This window comes from Paracoccus haeundaensis, assembly GCF_006239215.1.
Taxonomy (GTDB): Bacteria; Pseudomonadota; Alphaproteobacteria; order Rhodobacterales; family Rhodobacteraceae; genus Paracoccus; species Paracoccus marcusii.
Genome location: NZ_VDDC01000023.1, coordinates 43,371 through 62,656, shown reverse-complemented (window position 1 = coordinate 62,656; position 19,286 = coordinate 43,371). Strand labels below are relative to the sequence as shown.

The 19,286-nt window shown below is 55.9% G+C and carries 15 protein-coding genes and 3 pseudogenes; 11 read left to right on the top strand and 7 right to left on the bottom strand.

Annotated elements, in window-relative coordinates; all coding sequences use genetic code 11:
* Positions 1-607 precede the first annotated feature (607 nt).
* Positions 608-1,015: a response regulator gene (locus FHD67_RS13250; protein ID WP_139598961.1), complete on the bottom strand. Its 408-nt coding sequence runs from the start codon at positions 1,013-1,015 to the stop codon at positions 608-610.
* A 650-nt stretch (positions 1,016-1,665) separates the two neighbouring features.
* On the opposite strand from FHD67_RS13250, the gene FHD67_RS13245 reads away from it, so the two are divergent.
* Positions 1,666-1,890 (top strand): hypothetical protein, encoded by a 225-nt coding sequence (locus tag FHD67_RS13245; protein ID WP_176695127.1) that lies wholly within the window; start codon positions 1,666-1,668, stop codon positions 1,888-1,890.
* A 438-nt stretch (positions 1,891-2,328) separates the two neighbouring features.
* Here the strand turns inward: FHD67_RS13245 and FHD67_RS13240 are convergent, their stop codons facing one another.
* Positions 2,329-2,883 carry a hypothetical protein gene (locus tag FHD67_RS13240; protein WP_139598959.1) on the bottom strand — a complete coding sequence of 185 codons (555 nt, stop codon included), beginning with the start codon at positions 2,881-2,883 and terminating at the stop codon, positions 2,329-2,331.
* Between the two features lie 326 nt (positions 2,884-3,209).
* Here FHD67_RS13240 and FHD67_RS20930 point away from each other — a divergent pair.
* Positions 3,210-3,446: pseudogene (locus FHD67_RS20930) on the top strand (hypothetical protein); the annotation flags it as partial.
* Here the strand turns inward: FHD67_RS20930 and FHD67_RS13230 are convergent.
* A pseudogene (locus FHD67_RS13230) lies at positions 3,362-3,814 on the bottom strand (transposase); the annotation flags it as partial. The pseudogenes FHD67_RS20930 and FHD67_RS13230 sit on opposite strands and share 85 nt — an antisense overlap.
* 255 nt (positions 3,815-4,069) lie before the next feature.
* On the opposite strand from FHD67_RS13230, the gene FHD67_RS13225 reads away from it, so the two are divergent.
* The 3 genes from FHD67_RS13225 to FHD67_RS13215 all read left to right on the top strand — a co-directional run bounded on the left by FHD67_RS13225 (position 4,070) and on the right by FHD67_RS13215 (position 7,702).
* Complete coding sequence (locus tag FHD67_RS13225; protein WP_176695126.1) at positions 4,070-4,471, top strand: hypothetical protein; 402 nt, start codon at positions 4,070-4,072, stop codon at positions 4,469-4,471.
* 38 nt (positions 4,472-4,509) lie between these two features.
* Positions 4,510-6,372, top strand: a complete 1,863-nt coding sequence (locus FHD67_RS13220; protein WP_139598957.1) for a calcium-binding protein — start codon at positions 4,510-4,512, stop codon at positions 6,370-6,372.
* A 697-nt stretch (positions 6,373-7,069) separates the two neighbouring features.
* Positions 7,070-7,702 carry a TetR/AcrR family transcriptional regulator gene (locus tag FHD67_RS13215; RefSeq protein ID WP_139598956.1) on the top strand — a complete coding sequence of 211 codons (633 nt, stop codon included), beginning with the start codon at positions 7,070-7,072 and terminating at the stop codon, positions 7,700-7,702.
* A 303-nt stretch (positions 7,703-8,005) separates the two neighbouring features.
* Here FHD67_RS13215 and FHD67_RS13210 read toward each other — a convergent pair whose 3' ends face one another.
* A complete protein-coding gene (locus FHD67_RS13210; RefSeq protein ID WP_139598955.1) occupies positions 8,006-9,001 on the bottom strand; it encodes a Hint domain-containing protein in 996 nt (331 codons plus the stop codon).
* A gap of 795 nt (positions 9,002-9,796) precedes the next feature.
* Here FHD67_RS13210 and FHD67_RS13205 point away from each other — a divergent pair.
* The 5 genes and pseudogenes from FHD67_RS13205 (at position 9,797) to FHD67_RS13185 (ending at position 13,555) form a co-directional block, all read left to right on the top strand.
* Positions 9,797-10,003 carry a hypothetical protein gene (locus FHD67_RS13205; RefSeq protein ID WP_176695125.1) on the top strand — a complete coding sequence of 69 codons (207 nt, stop codon included), beginning with the start codon at positions 9,797-9,799 and terminating at the stop codon, positions 10,001-10,003.
* A 476-nt stretch (positions 10,004-10,479) separates the two neighbouring features.
* Positions 10,480-10,762: pseudogene (locus tag FHD67_RS13200) on the top strand (transposase); the annotation flags it as partial.
* A 306-nt stretch (positions 10,763-11,068) separates the two neighbouring features.
* Complete coding sequence (locus FHD67_RS13195; protein ID WP_139598953.1) at positions 11,069-11,434, top strand: hypothetical protein; 366 nt, start codon at positions 11,069-11,071, stop codon at positions 11,432-11,434.
* A 442-nt stretch (positions 11,435-11,876) separates the two neighbouring features.
* A complete protein-coding gene (locus tag FHD67_RS13190) occupies positions 11,877-12,455 on the top strand; it encodes a hypothetical protein (protein ID WP_139598952.1) in 579 nt (192 codons plus the stop codon).
* 26 nt (positions 12,456-12,481) lie between these two features.
* Positions 12,482-13,555 carry a cache domain-containing protein gene (locus FHD67_RS13185; RefSeq protein WP_176695124.1) on the top strand — a complete coding sequence of 358 codons (1,074 nt, stop codon included), beginning with the start codon at positions 12,482-12,484 and terminating at the stop codon, positions 13,553-13,555.
* Here FHD67_RS13185 and FHD67_RS13180 read toward each other — a convergent pair.
* The 3 genes from FHD67_RS13180 to FHD67_RS13170 form a co-directional block, all read right to left on the bottom strand.
* Complete coding sequence (locus FHD67_RS13180; protein WP_139598950.1) at positions 13,539-15,518, bottom strand: glycosyltransferase family 2 protein; 1,980 nt, start codon at positions 15,516-15,518, stop codon at positions 13,539-13,541. The two genes, FHD67_RS13185 and FHD67_RS13180, sit on opposite strands and share 17 nt — an antisense overlap.
* Before the next feature lies 1 nt (position 15,519).
* Positions 15,520-16,704 carry an HlyD family secretion protein gene (locus tag FHD67_RS13175; protein WP_246071295.1) on the bottom strand — a complete coding sequence of 395 codons (1,185 nt, stop codon included), beginning with the start codon at positions 16,702-16,704 and terminating at the stop codon, positions 15,520-15,522.
* A 72-nt stretch (positions 16,705-16,776) separates the two neighbouring features.
* Entirely contained in the window at positions 16,777-17,808 is a 1,032-nt protein-coding gene (locus FHD67_RS13170; RefSeq protein ID WP_139598949.1) for a family 8 glycosyl hydrolase, read from the bottom strand.
* Positions 17,809-17,950: 142 nt separating this feature from the next.
* On the opposite strand from FHD67_RS13170, the gene FHD67_RS20465 reads away from it, so the two are divergent.
* Positions 17,951-18,106, top strand: coding sequence for a hypothetical protein (locus tag FHD67_RS20465; protein ID WP_176695123.1), 156 nt, complete (start codon positions 17,951-17,953; stop codon positions 18,104-18,106).
* Positions 18,107-19,286: the final 1,180 nt, after the last annotated feature.

Here is a 19,286-nt window from a genome sequence, read left to right as displayed (position 1 = left end):
CGCTGCTCTGCGGACAACGGCGCATGCGTGAAACCGCTTGACTGAAACGACCCCGTTACCGAAGTCCTGACCCTAACCCTTACTACGGAACTGGAGGCGGATTGCCACACGCTACGAGCTTTGCCCGATCCGCTTCCTCTGGGTCCGCGGCTTAGCCGCCAGCGTCATCTAGTGGTTGTCAGTCCTGGCTCTTATAGCCGAGTGCCTGCCTAAACTCTGTGACAAACTTGCCCGCTCAGACATTCCGGCCAGATTTGTGCAGTATAATTATGGATCCGTTAGTAAAGCTGCGTTAAGCAAGAAGTTGCTCAAAATGGAGATTCTCGGCGGATGTGCGCTTACCGGTTCTGCGATGAATGTGGGAACGAACTCGATAAAATGAACCCGCATAAGTACGGGTGCCTGTCCTGCTACATCGCTTCCGGGCCAGACTGGCCGACGCGGTGGCTTGCGGACAGTGCGGTGAACACGGTCTGTAAGGTTGTTTCACTTACCGATTGGCGCGGGACATTTGGTCGTCGTGCATCGCCATCTCCATCAGCCTGAAATCAGCGTGGGTCCACCAAGGTTCGCAAGGACAGCTGTAACCTGCCGATGTCCGGTGCCGTTACGAGCTCGGCACTGGAGCGACCAAACGCCTCGACCCAAAAATCGCCTTCTGGATCTGATTGATCAGATCTTTCTCGGTGTAAGGCTTCTCGTAGTAGGCGATGACGTTGTCAGGATTGTAGCTCCTTGGTCTTGGGTATGCCGACGTCACGATGACATCGATTTTCGGCCATTCCTTGTTGATCTGTTCAGCAAGCCAGATCCCGTCTTTCTCAGCGTTCAAGTCGATATCCGTGAACACGACCAGAATGTCAGGATAGCGTCTTAGCAGAATCAAGGCTTCTTCCGCGTTCTTGGCCTCCATCGCCTCAAACCCTGCATCTTCCATGATCGAGACAGCCGTCATGCGCAAAAGCCCCTGATCCTCGACAACCAGAACCACCGGGTCAAATCGTGATATGTTCATACTCAAATTCTCATTGTCATAGCGGTATGGGTATATGAGAGAAAAAGGAGTTCATAGCTCTACAGTTCCCACGGAGAAATGCTGTGGCGGCTAATCGCTCGTGGGCAGTGGTTTTCGAGGTCGGTAAGAGAGGAGTAGCCAATTTGCGGTAATCGACCCAACGGCAGGTTGCCGTCTGCCTGATAGACAATGGCTGACAGGTCCACTACGCCTTCAAAGGAGTGTGAACTGCAAGCTGCGGACATCTTCAAACTGATATTCTCTTGCTGATCATGCTTCAGCTAGGGGTAAGGTCTGACCCCCGAACAGGCGTGTCCCGACACGCTTCGACTGCGCCAGCACCATAGTCATGTCGTCATGTCCCAGATCCGGCCGTGCATGACGGCTTAGGACGCAGAACATGCATTGCTTGAGGCCGCGCCAAGCGGTGTGCGTGGTAATCCCTTGTTGTCCATCTCGTCGACGTTTGGACCTTGTGCCTAATCCATGATGAATCCACCACTGGGACCTTCGTTCTCTTGCAGGGGTCATACAAAAATCAAAATATACGCGTTTGGCTCATGAAACCCTCGGCCGTGGGTATGTGGATTAAGCGTAGGTGTAAACATATGGTTGCATGCAACATCGGTGACATAAAATCAGGAATGACGATGCATACCAACAATAAGTTGCTGGATGAGATCGAACAGCGTGCGTTGGCCGAGCGCGTTTTGCTAAACATCCTGCGCGCGACGCTTACTCGCCCAGGAGCAATGGACAACCAAAATGTGGCAATGATGATGTCTGTCGCTTCAACGGAGCGCGAACGGCATGGCGATTACAAGGCTGCTGCCCTGCTCGGCCAATGGAAAACACTCGTTGACGGCTGGACCTGATTCAGTTCCTGGACACAGAACGCCCGGTGGTGGTCCCATTGGCTGGAAGGAACCAAGCGTCACCCCCAGCCTCGAACGTAACCTTGTTAACGTGGTCTGTGGTCATTCCAATTCTCTTGTTCCGAGAACTAGTCTTTCGAACCAAAACAAGGCCTGTCACGGGACGAATAGTCTGCCATCGGACCCGATGCCGCCAGTATGGGGCTCAGGTGCCCGCCCACCAGCGTGTAGCGATACTCTGCCTTGCTCTGCCCCGGCTCTGCCCTGCTCTGCCCCCCGAAAACTACAGCATCCGGCGGTCCAAAGCTGGGGAGCAATGAACTAATTCTGAGCTTAACAGTTGCCGGGACTGAACATTAGGATGGATGTCACCCGGAAATGTCGATATTCTTTCCAAGCTCTTTTGGCCCTCTTTCTTTTGAAAGAAGCTAGCAAGTATTAAAGGCCGCTAAGAACGAGCGGCTTCTCTACTTGTCGCGCTTGTGCATGAATATCGGGTGCCATGATGCTGGCCAGCTCATCCTGCGGGTCCTCATCCGGCCTGTAAACCTTATTGTCGTTACGTCGAGCACTTGCGACCCAAGCCTCGTTGAGGACGTCCTGCACGATGGACATTGCCTGTGTGTTGGTCATCACTAAGCCTGAGCCTGAAAGTTCCCTGATGGATGTGCCCGTGCTTTCTTCCCGGATGGCCCCGACAAGCTGGCGCATCAGCATAAGCGGGTCAACCTGCGCTTTGGAAGGCCACGTGAATTGGCAGCCGACGCTGCGCAGGTCGGCCTCGCTGATCACAAAAAGATCTTTTTGCCCGTCTACCAAGAGAAGCCGATCAAACCCGCTGCCGGCCAGACGACCCAACTGCATGATCGCCCTGACGGAGCCCACTTCAGGTGCGTGGTCGGGAAAGCTTGTGATGTCGAGCCGGAGATCGTGGCCATCCATAGTAGATGTGAAGCGGATGCCGCCGGAAAAAGATGAGGCGGTCAGCCACATGCCGATCTCCTGCGCAGAGACCGACAGGGGTTCAAGACCGGCCTCAGTGGAGCGGACCAATTGCTGTTGGTTGCAGGCAGCGGCGGGACTCGCAACGGCGAGCAGGACAACGAATGCGCCGGCAGATATCGTTGAGAACACCATAAGTATCTGAGCCTTACAATCAAAGCAGCAGCTATGTAGCCGCAGAGGGACGTTGCCACGATGTTAGCAAGAGGCTCTTAACACGAGCTTACTGCATCCTCTTTTAAGGCAATAGTAACGCCATTTTTGCAGCCGGGCTTGGTTTTGCCCCGTTTCACCGGACACTCAACTAGTTCCGGATCCATCTTGCCGACTTCATGGCTGCTTGCAATTTCGCACGTCGGCTCAGGACCCTCGGCGGCCTCACGCCTTACGAATACATCTGCAAGATCTGGACATCCGAACCAGACAGACTCATCCTAAAGGCGATCCACAAGATGCCGGGACTGAACAATCGTCCATGGCTGTCGCAAATGACGTGCAGCTTGGTGTTCATGCCGCCCGTTCTCAGGGAAACAGTTCCCCGGACTTTTTCCTGATCCAAGAACTGGGGCCGATCAGGTCACCGCGCCCCCTGTTTTTAACGGCCACACTGGTGGTTGTGCGATATGACTTCAGGTATGTCGCATCTATCATCACGGTCTTCTCTTCACCATGTTCGTCAGCTAGTCCAGCCATCATCTGAGCGGAAATGCCCTTCCCTCTCCAACGCCTCCAACGGCTGTAAAGTGTCTTATGAGGGTCATAGGCGGTAAGTGCATCACGCCAGCGTAAGGCACTGCCGATTATAGGAATAATCACGCTGAGAACTTGCCTGTCATCATGGCTTGGCTTGCCGTGCAATTTTTCGAAGAAAAGGGACCGTGCGTGCCATCTGCGCGTAAGTCAGCCAGAAGGCGTCGCTCATGTCACCACTGCCTTTCCGGGCCGTGAGGCGCGCCGCAGAATGGAAACCAATGCATCCTCACCTTAGTCAACGCCCATGTTCAGATTCAGTGGGTTAGGGGGCTACACGGAAACTCCGGCCTTTCACCGGTCGCAACTCTCTAGTGCTGTGTATAGCCGCATTGAACTTGACAGTTCGTTAACTAATAAGCAGAGTAGAATCACAGTTAATCAACCAAGAGATGTCACAGGGTCCTTGCAAGGGGGTGGCGGCGCTATGCTGGTTCCAATAATTATTGCGGGCATCGTCACCGGGACGTTCGCCGCATTGATGTCTCTCGCTTCAGGCACTGGCTTAATATTTGCCGCTTACATTTATGCCGTAGCTGGAGGGTTTGCCGTTTTAATATCCGCCGTCCTTTTCTCGCTAAGATTTATAGTTTCGAAAATTTGGTGGAGCTTGAATATTGACTTAAGAGTTAATATAATTATTGCGCACATTGCATCAATTTCAGCATTTATTTTTATCTCCGTGGTAATATTTGGGATTAGCGGCAATTTTTTTGGATCACTTGCATCTCTAGCAGTCGGCGCACTCGGGATACCTGCATGGCTCTCCTATTCTTTTGACAATTTTGTAGCGAAAGGTGAGGATAGATATGCCGAGGATTATCTGTAAAATTGAGAAGCTCTAGTCTCCGATATGAATGGCGATAATTGCTGCTGCTCAGATTCAGCATAACATATAGAATTTCATTTGTTTTGAAGGAGCATGATTTGACGCTATCTCATAATCCGTCAGAACACGAAGGATCAGGTGTAATTGGGACAGATCATGCTGATACCATTCACGGCGGGAATGGGGTCGTCGATATTCGCGGGTGGGCCGGCGATGATCTGCTGTTCGGAAGCGTTCGGGGCGGCTTAATATCTGGAGGCCGCGGTAATGACACTATTTACACGTTTGGTTTTGGAGCGCCGCTTCCACAGCAATTCCAAACTCATGCCTATGGAGATTGGGGCAACGACACCTTCTATCTAGGCATGGCTCGCTACAATTACGACACTTACGCCAACAGGTTTGGGCACCATGTATTTGGTGGCCATGGGGCGGACAGATTCATTTTCTCCGGGGTAGCACAGGGCGACCAGAAAATTACCGGAAGAATTGACGATTTTGATCCGACACAGGACTCGATCTGGATCGGGAATGTCCGGGTGAACCTCAACGATCTTCCCGACAATGTCCGGATTGTCCAGCATCTCGGCCAGCAGTGGATCCTCATCGACAATCGCATTCTTTATGCCCTCGAGGGTGCACGGCACGCCTCTCCGACGATCCAGTCCGACGGGCGAAACTCCGAGTCCTCGGAGGAAAACCATTTTATCTACTGGCCCGAAGAATGGGCAGATGGCGTGCCGGCGTCGGCGGATGTGGTCTATCGGAACCCCGTTAATTTCATTCCGGCGCGCTTCCTGCCGGTCGAGGCACAATATGAGCATCGGTTCAGCCCAAGAGACCACAGCTTCTCTGGCACCGCCCGCAACGACCGTATTGAAGGGTCTCCCGATCATGGACAAAGTCTCTTCGGTCTTGGTGGACATGATTTCATTTTTGGAAATCGGGGAGACGACACGATTCAGGGCGGTGAAGGGAACGACTACATTGATGGGTATCACGGTCATGACCGCATCTTCGGCGGTAGTGGAAATGACTCCATCGATGGCGGGAAAGGTCACGACATAATCGTCGGGGGATTGGGTCACGACGTCATCGCAGGGGGATCGGACAATGACACATTGCACGGGTCCTCCGGCGACGACACAATTTTCGGGGGATCAGAAAACGACCTGATCTTTGGAGATTCCGGGAATGACGCTCTTTATGGTGGCAGCGGTAATGATCGCCTGAATGGCGGTGTTGGCGCCGACATCCTGGATGGCGGCGATGGTCACGATCGACTCTGGGGCGGGGTGGGTAATGATCGGATGCTTGGAAAGTCAGGCAACGACTGGCTTCACGGTGGCGATGGCCATGACCATCTGTATGGCGGATGGGGTAACGATACTGTCTTTGGTCATCACGGCCATGACCTAATCTTTGGCGGTCCAGGAAACGATCGACTGTTTGGCAACTCAGGCAACGACCATCTTTATGGTGATGCCGGTGATGACCATCTGGATGGCGGTTACGGTAACGACATTCTGGTCGGTGGGGTCGGCCGGGATACCATTGCTGGTGGGGCGGGCACAGACAGACTGCATGGCGGCGCAAGTGCCGACAGATTCGTATTTTTTACTCAGAATGACAGCCGTCCAGGCCAGGGGCGGGACGTCATCGTCGATTTCACGCCAGGCGAGGATAAGATAGACGTCTCCAGGCTAGACGCCGATCTGAGCAGAGCAGGTAACCAGGCCTTGATCTTCAACCCCAATGGACCTGCGGAGCATGCTGTTTGGCTGATCCGCGAGGGGCGCGGCATTTCGGTTCGTGCCGACCTTGATGGGGACGGCGTACAGGATTTTGCCGTTTGGTTAGCCGGCGTGCAGCGGATCGTCGCCTCGGACTTTATCCTTTAAGTGCTAAGATGAACGTCTTGCGCATTGACTGCCCCCTAGGGGGGCGACTTCGGTAACGGGGCCTTTCAGTAAAATGGTTTTGCGCACACGCTGTCGGCCGCCATGTGCCAGATTCAGGTTTCGGGTATCTCAGCCATCCTGTTTGACGCTGTGTTCATGAAGGATCCTTATGATGCATACTGTGGTCCGTGGTCGGCGCCGAAAGGCACTAACGACGTGCTGGCTCATTGCAGTCACGGAGTGCCATCCCATTGGCGTGTTTGGTGCGGGTCAGCGACAGTTTGTAAATTTGGTACGATCGGGATCGCGTCCCAGAGGAGCGTGCTAGGCCTGTGGTCATGCAGGAAACGGTAGATCGCTTGCGTCTCGCATGCGAGAGACCCACTCGTCCCATTTTCTTATCCAAGTATAATAGCTACGGTGCATCATAACATTCGCCGCTCGGCATGGCGCACGAGGTATATTGACGCCGTCGGGCTGGGTGGTCCAGCATGATACGTCACGCTCACCTGTTGGATGCAAAAGGTTTGGAACCCAACTTTACGGTTGTAGCGTTAGTTTGGGTAAGGCGAGCAAGACCTCTCTTGATTGTAGGACAGTTTTCTATGTTGTCATTTCGGAATGACAACAAAAACAGCTACTATTTGCCCTTGGGCTGAACGACCTTGCGCCATAATGTAAACTAGGGCATTTATATATGCAGCTGAAAAAAAGAGCGTCCAAAACACCCAAAGAATTAAACCAAGAAATTAAGATTGACCAAATTCGTCATGGATTCGTTAAGGTATTCATGAGGGACGGATACGCAGGTGCGAGTGTCGACGACATTTCAAGAGAGGCAAAGACTTCTAAAGCGACAATGTATAAGTACTTCCCTGACAAGTCTTACATGTTTATTGACATGCTTGAGATAACGATGGCTCAGGCGTTCTCAGGAAAAGCCTTTAAGCGACTTCTCGATGAACCGCCTAAGGTTGTACTAGCTAAAATTCTTTATGATCTTGCGGAGTGGTCAACATCCGAGCCTCGCCCAAGTTTACTTAGGCTGGTGGTATCAGAAGTAGAACGGTTTCCACAAGGGGCTCAGGATTATGCGTCTGGAATCGCAAGAAATGTCACCGAGCCCCTGAAATCCATCATCGATAAATGGATCGTTACTGGTGAAATTAAGCACCATAACATTGACGATTCGGCTTTCCAATTAAGCACCCTTGTTATGGCACAAGCACAGTATCCGATTATGCTAGGACTAGAAAGGCTTGGCAATGCGCAGCTTGTCAGGATTTCCAACGAGGCTGCAGAACTATTTCTGTCCAGATACGGAATATAAGGTATGGTCTCGTAGGAGATTAATTGCAAATTCGGCCACTGCCCATTTTACAGAGCCGGGGAAAGCCGTGACTGGTGACTGGTTAAGCTGAGTCGAAGCGTTCAAGAAAACGATTGAGCTAACCCATACTCTTTTTCCTTTACGACTCTGCATTCACAATCAGAGGGGGATCATTCCTCGATGAACAATTCAACTCAGCTTCGGTTGAGAATGAATTCATTATCTGACAGCACGAAGAGCCAAGAAGGTATAAGATACCGCTTATTGCAAATGGGCATCAATACTTCTAGCACTGCCATACTGCTATGACACCCGATGGAAGTATCTATCATGACCATGAGACGCTGTCGCCGCCGCACCGGCACGCCGTTCCTGACTTAGCAGTTCTCCACGTCGCCATTCGTCGTGGGTCAGCCGGGTCGATGCACCGTCATGCGCGCACAGGGCAGGGGCGTGATCCCACAGGCCGAGGGAATAGGGTGTCATCAGCAGGCTCTCGACGCGGTTGCGGGCGGTCAGGATGACCGAATGCACCGGCAACAGGATGTGGTGATAGTCGATCGGGCCGTGATCGGGACGCAGCGTGGCACGCCCGGCCTCGGCAAGGTGCTTGGCCTTGGCCCACCGCCCGTGCCAGAGGATCCTGTGCAGGGGAGAGAACAGCTCTCCGTTCAGATCGACGGGCCAGTCCTGCGGGGTCTTGCCGGAACAGTGTCGCCGATCCGTCCACAGCACGGGCTGACGCCCGTCGGCGGTCAGGATCGCGTCGCCCACCCGGACATCCCGCACCGGGATCACGCCCGCACGGGCGACATCGACATGCACGTCCGGCCCAAAGCAGGGCGCCACCAGGGGGCGGGACAGCGCGGGCGCGATATCATAGGCGCCGTTGCCCACGGGGAATGTCTGCGGCAGCGTCGCGAACGAATTGTCGCCATTCGTGATCATGATCGGCCCGATCCAGGGCGACCCCAGTGCAGGCTGCATCACCGACGTGTTGATCCGGGCATAATCATCCCCCAGCCCTGACAGGTCGCTCTGGATGTTAGCGGTCTGGCCGGGGTTCATCGGCCGGTACTCGGCGACCTGCTTGCCCGATCCGTCAAAGACCTTCAGCCCGGTGATACCGCTTCTGCCGGTCAGCTCCGTCCCCGTTTCGTTGATGGCGGTGATTTCGATGCGGTGGTCCTTGGCCCAGACCTGGCGGCCCCATTGCACCGTCGCCGTGCCTTGGGACGAGTTGGTGCCGACGGCGGGATCGACGATCAGTTGATCGCCTCGAATGCTGAACGTGATCACGGGAAGCTCCTTTCACAGGGGTTTCCCGACCGTACAGATTTGCATTTTCTGCAAGGTTAACGCGACCCGCGATGCGCGGCGTTCTAGTAATCGTGGTTTATCGATTACAAATGAGATGAAGGGGTAGCCCGAAATGCGATCACTCGTGGCGGTCGGGCCAGCGAGCTGCAGAATTCGACACAGGCCTGTTTCCCGATAGCCGGATTACTGAACGGACAGTCAACCCGATCGACTATACCGGCGGCACAGTGGGGCGGGTCATCAAGGATACGTACATGCTGGTTGGCGGCCGTAGCTTCGTTGCAATCGACGGCTTCAGGCACCCATCATTCCTGTACATATAGCCAAGTACACAACGTGCAGAGTTGCCCTACATTCAGCGTGTAGTTGTTTGAGGTCACCAGTATGCCGCGTGTTCCGAATGAGACGACGCTTCGCCTGTCCATCTCCGGTGAGGACTAAACGCTTATCGAGACTGCCTTGACAGCCTATGACCACAACGCGATCTACCGCGATCTGCGGGACAGGTTGGACATTCAGGTGGCCATGATTAGGGCCATGTACGGTGCGACGCGGAATGCTTGCTCTGGGCAAGTGCGCAACGCATCCGGAAGCAGTCGAAAGGCAACAAGGCAGTCGCGATAGCACCCCGACCGATAATCTCCTGCGGTTCGGACGTCTATCGGGATCTGAGAACGCAATTAGCTCTTACAAAAGACATGACTTAACAAACTAACTGGTTCAGTATCATGCCTGATCTTAGTTTTGCGCAGGGAGTGGCAAGTTATGCCCCGGATGACGCTGACCAGAATGCCCGACAAAAACCCCGTGGTGATACAGTTCGAGGCAGGTACCGAGTTCAATATCGACAACGGCCCCGAGGGCGCCACCATCCTCGCCCTGTACCAGCGGGGATCTCAGCAGATCATTCATGTTTGCGAGACGCGTGAGCAGATCATCTCCGCCCGCCTGGCAGCGCTGTCAGGAATTTCGCGCCTTTGATGTGTTGATTGCATCTGCGGGGTCCTGGCGCATCGATCAACCCCTCTGCGACGGTGCTGAATATGCGCCGTGCGTAAGCTGCTTGGGCGGCCCGGCAAACTGCCCGCCACGCTGAACGTGTCTCTCGACAGGCGGGCCAGGCACGGTGGTCTTCCACGTTCAAACGACGACGGTCGGGTATTGTCTGGCATGAAAGCGCAGATGCCCTGCTTGGGAGCGGCCACAAACAGACCTGCCCAAATAAACAGGCGTTCCGAGCCAAGCAATTGGCGATACATTACATGCCGGTCAGGCAGCGGCTTTGGGAGGAGCGACTGTCTGGCCAGCGATTTTTCCAACTCAGATAAACCTTATGTAACCATTTGGCACTGTAGCAGGCTCGCCTCCTGTGCATTTGACACGCTGCTGAAAAACGCTCTTCTGAACGCTGAAACCGTAACATGATTCACTTTCCGGGCGGTCTGATGGGGAAGGCCATGCGGGATGTGGACGAGACGAGCAGATCGCTGTTCAACTATGTCGACATTGAGGAGCGCATTTCGGCTCGGCATCCGCTACACAAGATCCGGCAGGTCGTCAACGATGCCCTGTTCAGCTTGGATGCAGATTTCGCGGCGCTCTATGTCGATTTCGGCCGTCCTTCGATTGCGTCGGAGCGACTGATCCGGGCCTGCCTGCTGCAGATCCTGTTCTCGGTCCGCTCAGAGCGGCAGATGATAGAGCAAATGCGGTATAATCTACATCTTCCGGTGGTTCGTCGCACAGACCATGCTGCGGGGCATAAAACGAGTGGGTGCTCAGTTCACCTTGACGATGGCAGCCAGCAACCTTGCCCGACTGCTGCGGTTGCTGGCCGGATGAGGTCGCGGGGAAAAATCGGTCGTCGATCAGAGGGTCCGTGAGCCGTGGTATCCGCTGTCAGCTCCGACGACCTCAAGAAACACCTTCCTGATCGGCGGCTAATTCAGCAACCTGCTAAAATCGCCAACGACCACATCAACCTGTTCGTAAATTATCTCTTCCTTAGGATGCGTCGCATATAGCGACATGGAGCTTAAGGAGCAGATGATGGACTATCGGGTGAATACCAGCAAGGATCTAGCAGCGAATCTCGCCCATGCAAAGGCAGTCATCAGCGCCTGCAGGACCGGCATTTCACGTATCGATATTAGAACCGAGGATGAAGCCTTCATTCGTATGCGTATCATGCGCATGATCAGTGAGCTTGAGACTATTGATCTAATCGCCAGCAAAGGCTCGCTGACGTTAAAGCAAAGGCGTGCGAATGCAAAAGCTAAGGCAGATCAGGATCGAGCTTTTGTTGGCGTTCATTTGGGCATGTACCCTAGTGCTGATTATTCTGCCGGTAGTGCTGTTCATACTTCAAATATTGAGCTTTGTGGCGACACTGCCGTTCGCAAGTTGGCTTGAATATTTCAATCCACAGAATCTTTTGGGCCCAGGCCGCTACGGAAAATTTTCTTTCCCATTATATTGAAATTGCGTCTCGTGCACTTAGCAGGCCGCCAGCCTAACCAGTTGGTTTGTTATCAAAGCCACGATTGCGCTTCTAGACCTGCGCTGCACTAACAGTCATGCCCGTCCGTCGCGATGGAACGTGGCATCGTCCCGCTGCCGCTTTGCACGCTCGATGGTTTAAAGTGTCTGCAACGGGCCGGGATGGCTGGTAACAATTTGCGCCAGCCGTTCAACGTGAGCTAGTACAGGTCCTATCGCGGTATTGGGTGCCACAGCTGTCGGATGTTTATGCCTCGTATTGCCGATGCCCACACAACTATGCAAATCCCATTCCCCCCTAGGATGCAGTCGCATTACGTGCATAGTATGGCTTAAATTCACTCATGAGGCGACCATGCCCCACAGGACAGTTCTCCTCTCCGCGATTATTGCCGGGGCCTTCCTTGTCCAGCCAGTACTGGCGGATGGCGAGTTCCTCCAGATCGACATCGGAGGTCAGACGCAAACTGCCGTGGGTGCTGTGTCCCGGGGATCCTTTGCATACGGCATTAGCTATGCCGATTACGAGGACGGCCGCTCAGGCTCTGTCAGCGTCGCCTATGCCCTTCCGTTAAACGCGCCTGTTTCCCTGAAGGTGGGGCCGACAGTGGGTTATCAAGACGACGATGGAGAGGGCGATGATTTCGAAGCGGGGCTGAGGCTGGTCGCTGACCGCTACTTTCCAACCGATTTCGGCTCGGCGTATTTCTTGGGCGAGGCGAGTACGGTCTACAATTCCTGGTTTCTTCTGACCCAAGTCACCTATGCACCGGCAGATCTCGGTATCGAGCTGTCGCGTGGCGCCAGCGAGACCTACAGCGAAACCACAGTGGCCGTGCAGAAGCGACTGGCCGGGAGCTCGGTCAGTCTGCGGGTCGGATACAAGCTCAGCTCCGAGGAGTTGTTTGCCGGCTTTTCCATCAACACATTTTGAGGTTTGAAATGACATCAGCGCATCTCATGACGCTGCGGCGCTCGGTCGTTCTCTTCTGCCTCGCCTGCCTAGCGGCCGTCACCGTCGTCTGTGCCGCCTTCGTCTATCTCAGGGGCGATCGTTTCACCGACAGTACGTTGGCATTTGCCTCACGCTTCCGCACGACTGCCGCGGCGGGTGAGCTTGCCCGAATGCTGGAGCGCGATTGGCACAATCTCATCTTCCTTACCGAGCAGGCAAGCAAGCTGACCCCCGATCAACTATCATATCTGATGACAGGCGCAGGGGGTAATCCCACCCGTATTTCATGGGTCGGCTACGCCGATCTCAGTGGGATCGTGGTTTCGGCAACAAACGATCTTCTGGTGGGGCAGGATGTCAGCGAACGCCCTTGGTACCGCAACGGTCTGACGGGTGGTTTTGCGGGCGATGTACATGATGCGGTTCTGCTCGCCCAACTGCTCGGTGGCAACAGTGACGAACCCCTGCGCTTTATCGATCTGGCACGTCCGGTGCAGGATGAAAGCGGTGATATTTCAGGCGTCATCGGCATGCACATCAACGCCAACTGGCTCGCTGACTATCTGCGTGAAACTTCGGAGAGGTTCGGCACTGATCTCTACCTCATAAATCCGAGCGGTACGATATCGGCCTCGTCCACAGATCAGGCACCGACAGAAGCCGACCTGCAGATTTTGCGGACCGCCCAGACAGGAATAAGCGCCGAGGGACGGGAGACCTGGCCTGACGGCCGCGACTACTTCTCGACGATCGTGCCAGAAGTTACGTCTGGTGACCTGCCGAGCTTCGGATGGCGGATGATTGGTCGACTGGATGCCAAAAGCGTGAGTTTCGGCGTCGACCTGATCCGCAACGGGGCTCATTACGCCGCTCTCGTGGCTCTGGCGTTGGTATTTCTCATCACCATGATCTACTCGCGCCTTATTCTCGCACCTCTTTCACGCTTGGCGAAATCCGCTGAACAAATCGCCGAAGGGTCGCAGAATTACCCCGCCAACAGCCGCATCACGGTCGAGGCGGCACAGCTGTCAACCGCGCTGGCACGCCTCCAGCGCGATCCAGTCAGCGGCGAGAGCTGAACGACAGTCGCCGACCCATACCCGCCAGGATGCCGCCAAGCTGTGCTCGCCCTGTGCCTGGGGCCGCGCCCTCGGCATAAAAACGCAGCATTAGGGCTTCGCGCTGGTCCGGTGTCGGCGTCAGGCGCACGCGGTTTCCGTCCACCGTCTCGGCGATGACGGTTACAGGAATGTCGCCGATCTTGGCGATCCGCAGCTTGGCCTCGGTGCCTGCGGGATAGATTTTTCCGCGCAGCCGTGCTTCGTCCATGTTCATCGCGCTGATCCACTGACGACGGATATCGCCGTCGACGATGAAGACCGCACGGTCCGGCAGGTCCGCGATATGGCGTTCTTGGCGCGGCAGCTCGATGCACGCCAGAACCGTCAGTGTCAGCACGAACACGTTGTAGATCGTCCAGAAGATCACAACCCATTTTCCGTCGCCCGCGTCGTTGAAGGCGAACCGGTCGGATACGATGCCGACGGTCAGGGCCAGCACAGTCAGTACCAGCAGTACCAAGAACGGCCGCATCAAGGCCCACTGGACCGTGACCTTGGTGCGGTCGCCCCCTTTTGCCGTAACTGAAAACGGATGCCCCTTGGGTCGGAACATGCCAGTGAACGCCGCGCGGCTGATCGCGATCGCGCCGATCAGCTGACTGACATCATGCAGGATCGGGACGAACATTCCCGGCATCAGCGTCCGAAGGACCAGAAATGACCACAGGAAATAACATCCGAAAAACGTGATCACGTCGGGCAGGGACGCGTCCACCACGATGATGTTGAAGAACCAGTACAGCAACGGATAGACGACCACCGCGATGCGGAACGGAAAGCTGGTCATCCAGAAAAAGATCGAGTCGATGACGCTCCAGCGATCGCGTAGGCGCAGTTTGCTGGCTGACAGCGGACCCAGGCTGGAGCGGGCAATCTGCATCAGCCCCAGGCACCAGCGGGCGCGCTGCGTCACATATTCCTTGAGCCCCTCGGGGGCCAGGCCCTCGGTCAGGGGTTCGGACAGATAGACGGTCTTGAGCCCGCGTTCCTGCAAGGCCAGCGTCAGCATGAAATCTTCGGTTACGCTCTCCGTCGGAAAGCCACCAATCTCGCGAAGCGCGGACCAACGGCAAATGGACGAAGTACCGCAGCAGATGGCGATCCCCCACCCGTCACGACAGGGCTGCATGTGATCGAAGAAGAACCGCTGTTCGTCGGGATAGGACTGGCTTATCCCGAGATTGTGCTGGATTGGGTCGGCGTTGAAAAAGTGCTGGGGGGTCTGGACCAGTGCCACGTCGGGATCATGAAACAGCGCCAGACTGCGCCCCAGAAAGCCGCGATGGGGAACGAAGTCAGCGTCCAGAACAGCCACAAAATCTGGTGGAACCGGGTCTTCGGCCAGACGATCCAGCGCGTGGTTAATGTTGCCTGCCTTGGACCCCTTGTTGTCTGGACGACGCATGTATCGGACCTGCTGTTGCGCGCAATAGTCGCGAAGCCAGTCCCGGCGGCTGTCATCAAGAACTAGGACTTCCTTGTTCCGATGGCGCAGGAACTTGGCGCCGATGATGGTGCGTTCTAGAACCTCCAGGTCCTCATTATACGTGGCAATCAGGATGGCGACCCGTGGTTCGGTTTCACCCCACCAAGTCTCATGGGCGTCCGCTTCGGCGCTGCGGATCTTGATGCGCGACATGATCACAAAAGCGCTGACCGATCCCATCAGCGCAAGAAACTCGAGCGCGAACAGCGACCAGCTGGCCAGCATGTCCAGAGTCAGGCCGGGTGACGCCAGCGTTTCGGTTCCCCGCCACCAGATATAGCGTACCGCCAGCAGAAAGCCGATGCCCAGCAGGATCGCGCGGTGCAGGGTGCTGTACACATCCACCCAGGACCTCAGCATCAGCCCAACGCCCAGGACCAGCAGCAGGTGGACTGCGCTGGATCCGAGCTGGCTGAGAAGCAGGATGTCCGGCATCTTAGTTGAAGAGCCCGCGAAGGCTGTCCAGCGGGCGCGTTTCAAAGAAGGCACGGCCCGTCTGGCCGATGACACAGTTGTCCGCCCCCCCGTCGCGAAGTGCAGGAACGATCAGTGCCACGTCGAATCGTTCCAGGTGTTGCTGGCTGGGGGCGACCGCCATCGCTTGATAGATCGCAGCGGCGCCGCTTCCGGCAAGGCGTGCCACGGTGGCATCATGGACTTCAGAAGAGCCTGCAAGTCTAAAGCGCGCGGGCTGGCCGACGGCCAGATCGTTGTAGGTGCGCTCAGTTACCGACAGGGTCACCACCGTGGAATTGCAATCTACGAGCCGCAGCAGCGGATCGCCGCGCTGAACGTTGACCCCGTCAGCCTGAAGCACATCCCAGAAGATGCCGGTCACAGGGCTTTGCAGGTCGCCGCCGATCTGGCTGTTGACCCGCAGACGTTCGCGGTCGGCGCGCTCACCGACCGCGGTTAGCCTGGCATTGGCTTCGGCCAGCCGCGTGTTCAGGGTGGCGATTTCGCTGCGCAATTCGACGCTGCGCTGTTCGGCATTGGGCGCGTCGTTGTAGCCGTCGCCCAGAAACACGCCCTGTTGCGCGGCGCCAAGCGCGATCTGCAGGATCGCCACGCGTTCGCGCGCATGATCAAGCACGAGCGCATCCAGCCTCGGTTCGGCAGGCAGGCGCTGGTCGTTCTCCTCGACCGCGTCCAGCAGGCGCGGGTCAGGCACGGTGGCTTGCTCTTGCTCCAGAATGGCCAGACGCGATCGGGCGTGCGTCAGGCGCGTTCGCAGCTCCTCTAGCCGGTTCGTGCGAAAGATGTCCGCACGCCGGTCCAGGTCATCGCGGATCGCACTGGTTTCTGCCAGTAGAGTTGCGATCTGAGCGCGCGCAGCCTCCTCCAGCCGGACTTCCATCAGCAGATCGTTGAGCCTGACGCGATCGGCGATCGGGTCTTCAATGCTGGCCAGCACCTCGCCTTGCGTGACCCGGCCGCCCAGCTGTCGCTCGGGGATCGTCAGGTTTCCGGCAACCGGCGACCTGATCGTGACAACCGGCGCGTTGACCACCGCATCCGCGCTTGCCCCGGACATCTGTTCGCCCACGATCACCCAGACCGACAGGATGATCAGAAGGATGCCGATAACTGGTCTGCTGTATCTCATAAGGCTGCGATCCAAGCTGATAATTTCTTTCAGTTCAGCTTAAGCAAGTAATTCATGCCGGTCACTGCCATCTAGAGGTGCATTCCCTTATTGCGCCGGCGTGTTGCATTCCCCTTCCCGGAAGGCCAGCTCAATGAGCATCAGCAGGGTATCGGAATAGTAGTCAGCACCAATGACGGCTGATGAAACATCAATATTTGCACAGTCTATCAAGCGTCGAATAGCGGTGAATCCTGCGCGGTCGCTGGCCTGTAACACCTCCCCCTGTGGTGTCGCCTCAACAACGACATGTCCCGGCAAGGCACCGTCGCTCATATGGCTCGCTGCTGAACGCACTGCCGGGTGATCGGTTCTGTTCGACCAGGTCAGATAAAGAGGGATGCGGAGAGCGTCATATCCCCATCGAAAGTCATGCTCTACAGGCTTTGCGAAACCTGCCCGTGTTACATCCACCCAGTTTGGCAGGAAGCCAGTGGCTGCCAGTTCGGCAAGTACGGTTTCTCCATGATCGGCTGCCTGAACGAGCGCAGGCTCACCCGCAGCTTCCCCCAACTCACGCAGGGCACGTGGCATGATGTAGGATGGATTGATCAGCACACGTTTTTTGGCACGCCTTGCTTCGGCGCCTGGCAGAAGCAGGGGTCCATTCGCTGCCCTTGGATCGGGAGCAAGACAAAGGCGTGCAATATCTCGCGCAATTCTGAGAGCGGCGTAAGTATACTCTGTCCACCCAGAGTCCCGTCCGGCTCGAAGCAGTGCCCAGGCACGAAAAAGATCGCCGTCGGTGGCATTGTGCCAGTCAGGGATATTGTTGCCCGCACCTGGCTGCCATTTCCAAGCCATCAGGCGATCATCGCGGATCGCAAGGTGTTGTCGGGTCCATGCGTCGATTTCATCGAACGCTTCGCGATCACCATGCGCTTGAGCAAGCAGGAGACCATATCCTTGTCCCTCGGAATGAGAAATGCCGCGTTGCTGTGCGTCGACCACCCTGCCGGAACTGACATAGCGGCGCTGCCATTGTTGCCATTGTGTCGGCGGATCGTCCGCGAACGCGGCACGGAGCAGCGGAGTGCTCGCGCAGAGGGCTGCGCATATCAACGAGCGACGCGTCATCATCAGGTGTCATACCCCATCTGAATGCGTGCCAGCCCGTACTGAGCGCGTTTCCGCCAGAAAATCAACTTTCGGTTAATCAGTGCAACCAAGGCGTGCGCTCTCTGTTATAGCCGAAAAATTAAAAAATAAGACGGAGACAACCGTGCGGAACAACGTGATCATGGCCATCGCCACAAAAGACGAACTTGATATGATCGTGTCGGCTCTATCAGCCTATAACCACAATACCAAATATCGGGCACTCTATGAGAAGCTTATCCGGCAACAGGATCAGCTGTACAAGGCGGTCTCCAACTGACGAAAAGCCGGTGTGCTGGCTTGATCTGGTCCAAGTCGCTTTCTCCAAAAGGCTGAGCGGCTCCACCCTACGGTAGCCGTCCCGGATTTCTTTACGGCTGCAGTCAGGGCGGAAACAGCATAGCTTTCGGCGGCACAGCCTTCTGTGCGCTACTTCAGCGCAAGAAACGGACGGTCTCAGCGTACAGCGGTTCGCGTCAGCACTGCCGCGGCTGTCGAGGCGTTCGCAACAAGACAGACCAGCTGCGCGCGTCTGAGCGAGTCACATAGAATGTCGCCCGGACTGGCGGCATGTCCCGCCGCTTCAACGGCTCTCAGAAACGTCGCGAAGTCTTTGCCAATGATCGTCACAGCCAGAACCCTCCCCGTAAAAGCCTGAAGCATCTAGCGACACAACCTATGCGGTATGCTATCTAAATTAACTCACCATTTGGGATATTCAATACTCATCGGTTCAGTTCCGCCGAATGCCGGGACTGCCACCTCACAGGGTTTGATGTGTCCTGCAAGGGTCATACTGCCAAAGCAGTCCATCGTCAGCAGGGCTTCCGTCAGTTAGCATCACTGCTCTCCGCTGCGACAAGGGCTTCCGTCGCGACCCGGGCCGCCGGCTCATCTTCGGCTTCCGCGCCTGCATCGACGAGCCTCTCTGCTTCCGCCTCATCCTCGTCCAGAACAGGCGGTGCATCACCGGCTGTCGCATAGCCCTTAAATGCGGTATAGAAAAGTCAAATAAATCAATTGGGCGGCTTTGCCACTAAAAACGGTATCTTGCCATTAAACTCGACATTCTTGTTGTTAAATCTGACATAGGGTGCGCGGATTTGGACGGTTGGTATCGATGGAAGGTAATGACGGAGACTGTGGCGATGCTGGTGCTGAGGCGCTGCGCCGGGCATCGGTCCCTCGACCGCTTGTACAGCTATCTACGCCAACGCGCTTAAGTCCGTTCACGCACATACGGCTTTTGCCTTTTTTAGGCTCAAACCCGACGTGAAACTCTTCTGCCTTTCTGCCTTCGCCGTGGCTAAGTTACGTCCACTGGTCAAGGCGACAATGTTCAGCACTGGCCTCGACTAGGACGCAAGAGTTGCCATGCCTCGTACGTTCGAACTGGAACCCCGTCTTTTTGCAGCGGTTGATCGTATTGTCCTGCGGAAAGGGAAAAACTTCCGCAAGCT

What these genes read in the sequence shown, in the direction of transcription:
- FHD67_RS13250 (WP_139598961.1), bottom strand. Translation starts at nt 1,015, where the DNA reads ATGAACATATCACGATTTGACCCGGTGGTTCTGGTTGTCGAGGATCAG.
- FHD67_RS13195 (WP_139598953.1), top strand. Translation starts at nt 11,069, where the DNA reads ATGATGGACTATCGGGTGAATACCAGCAAGGATCTAGCAGCGAATCTC.
- FHD67_RS13185 (WP_176695124.1), top strand. Translation starts at nt 12,482, where the DNA reads ATGACGCTGCGGCGCTCGGTCGTTCTCTTCTGCCTCGCCTGCCTAGCG.
- FHD67_RS13190 (WP_139598952.1), top strand. Translation starts at nt 11,877, where the DNA reads ATGCCCCACAGGACAGTTCTCCTCTCCGCGATTATTGCCGGGGCCTTC.
- FHD67_RS13205 (WP_176695125.1), top strand. Translation starts at nt 9,797, where the DNA reads ATGACGCTGACCAGAATGCCCGACAAAAACCCCGTGGTGATACAGTTC.
- FHD67_RS13180 (WP_139598950.1), bottom strand. Translation starts at nt 15,518, where the DNA reads ATGCCGGACATCCTGCTTCTCAGCCAGCTCGGATCCAGCGCAGTCCAC.
- FHD67_RS13225 (WP_176695126.1), top strand. Translation starts at nt 4,070, where the DNA reads ATGCTGGTTCCAATAATTATTGCGGGCATCGTCACCGGGACGTTCGCC.
- FHD67_RS13170 (WP_139598949.1), bottom strand. Translation starts at nt 17,808, where the DNA reads ATGATGACGCGTCGCTCGTTGATATGCGCAGCCCTCTGCGCGAGCACT.
- FHD67_RS13245 (WP_176695127.1), top strand. Translation starts at nt 1,666, where the DNA reads ATGCATACCAACAATAAGTTGCTGGATGAGATCGAACAGCGTGCGTTG.
- FHD67_RS13240 (WP_139598959.1), bottom strand. Translation starts at nt 2,883, where the DNA reads ATGTGGCTGACCGCCTCATCTTTTTCCGGCGGCATCCGCTTCACATCT.
- FHD67_RS13215 (WP_139598956.1), top strand. Translation starts at nt 7,070, where the DNA reads ATGCAGCTGAAAAAAAGAGCGTCCAAAACACCCAAAGAATTAAACCAA.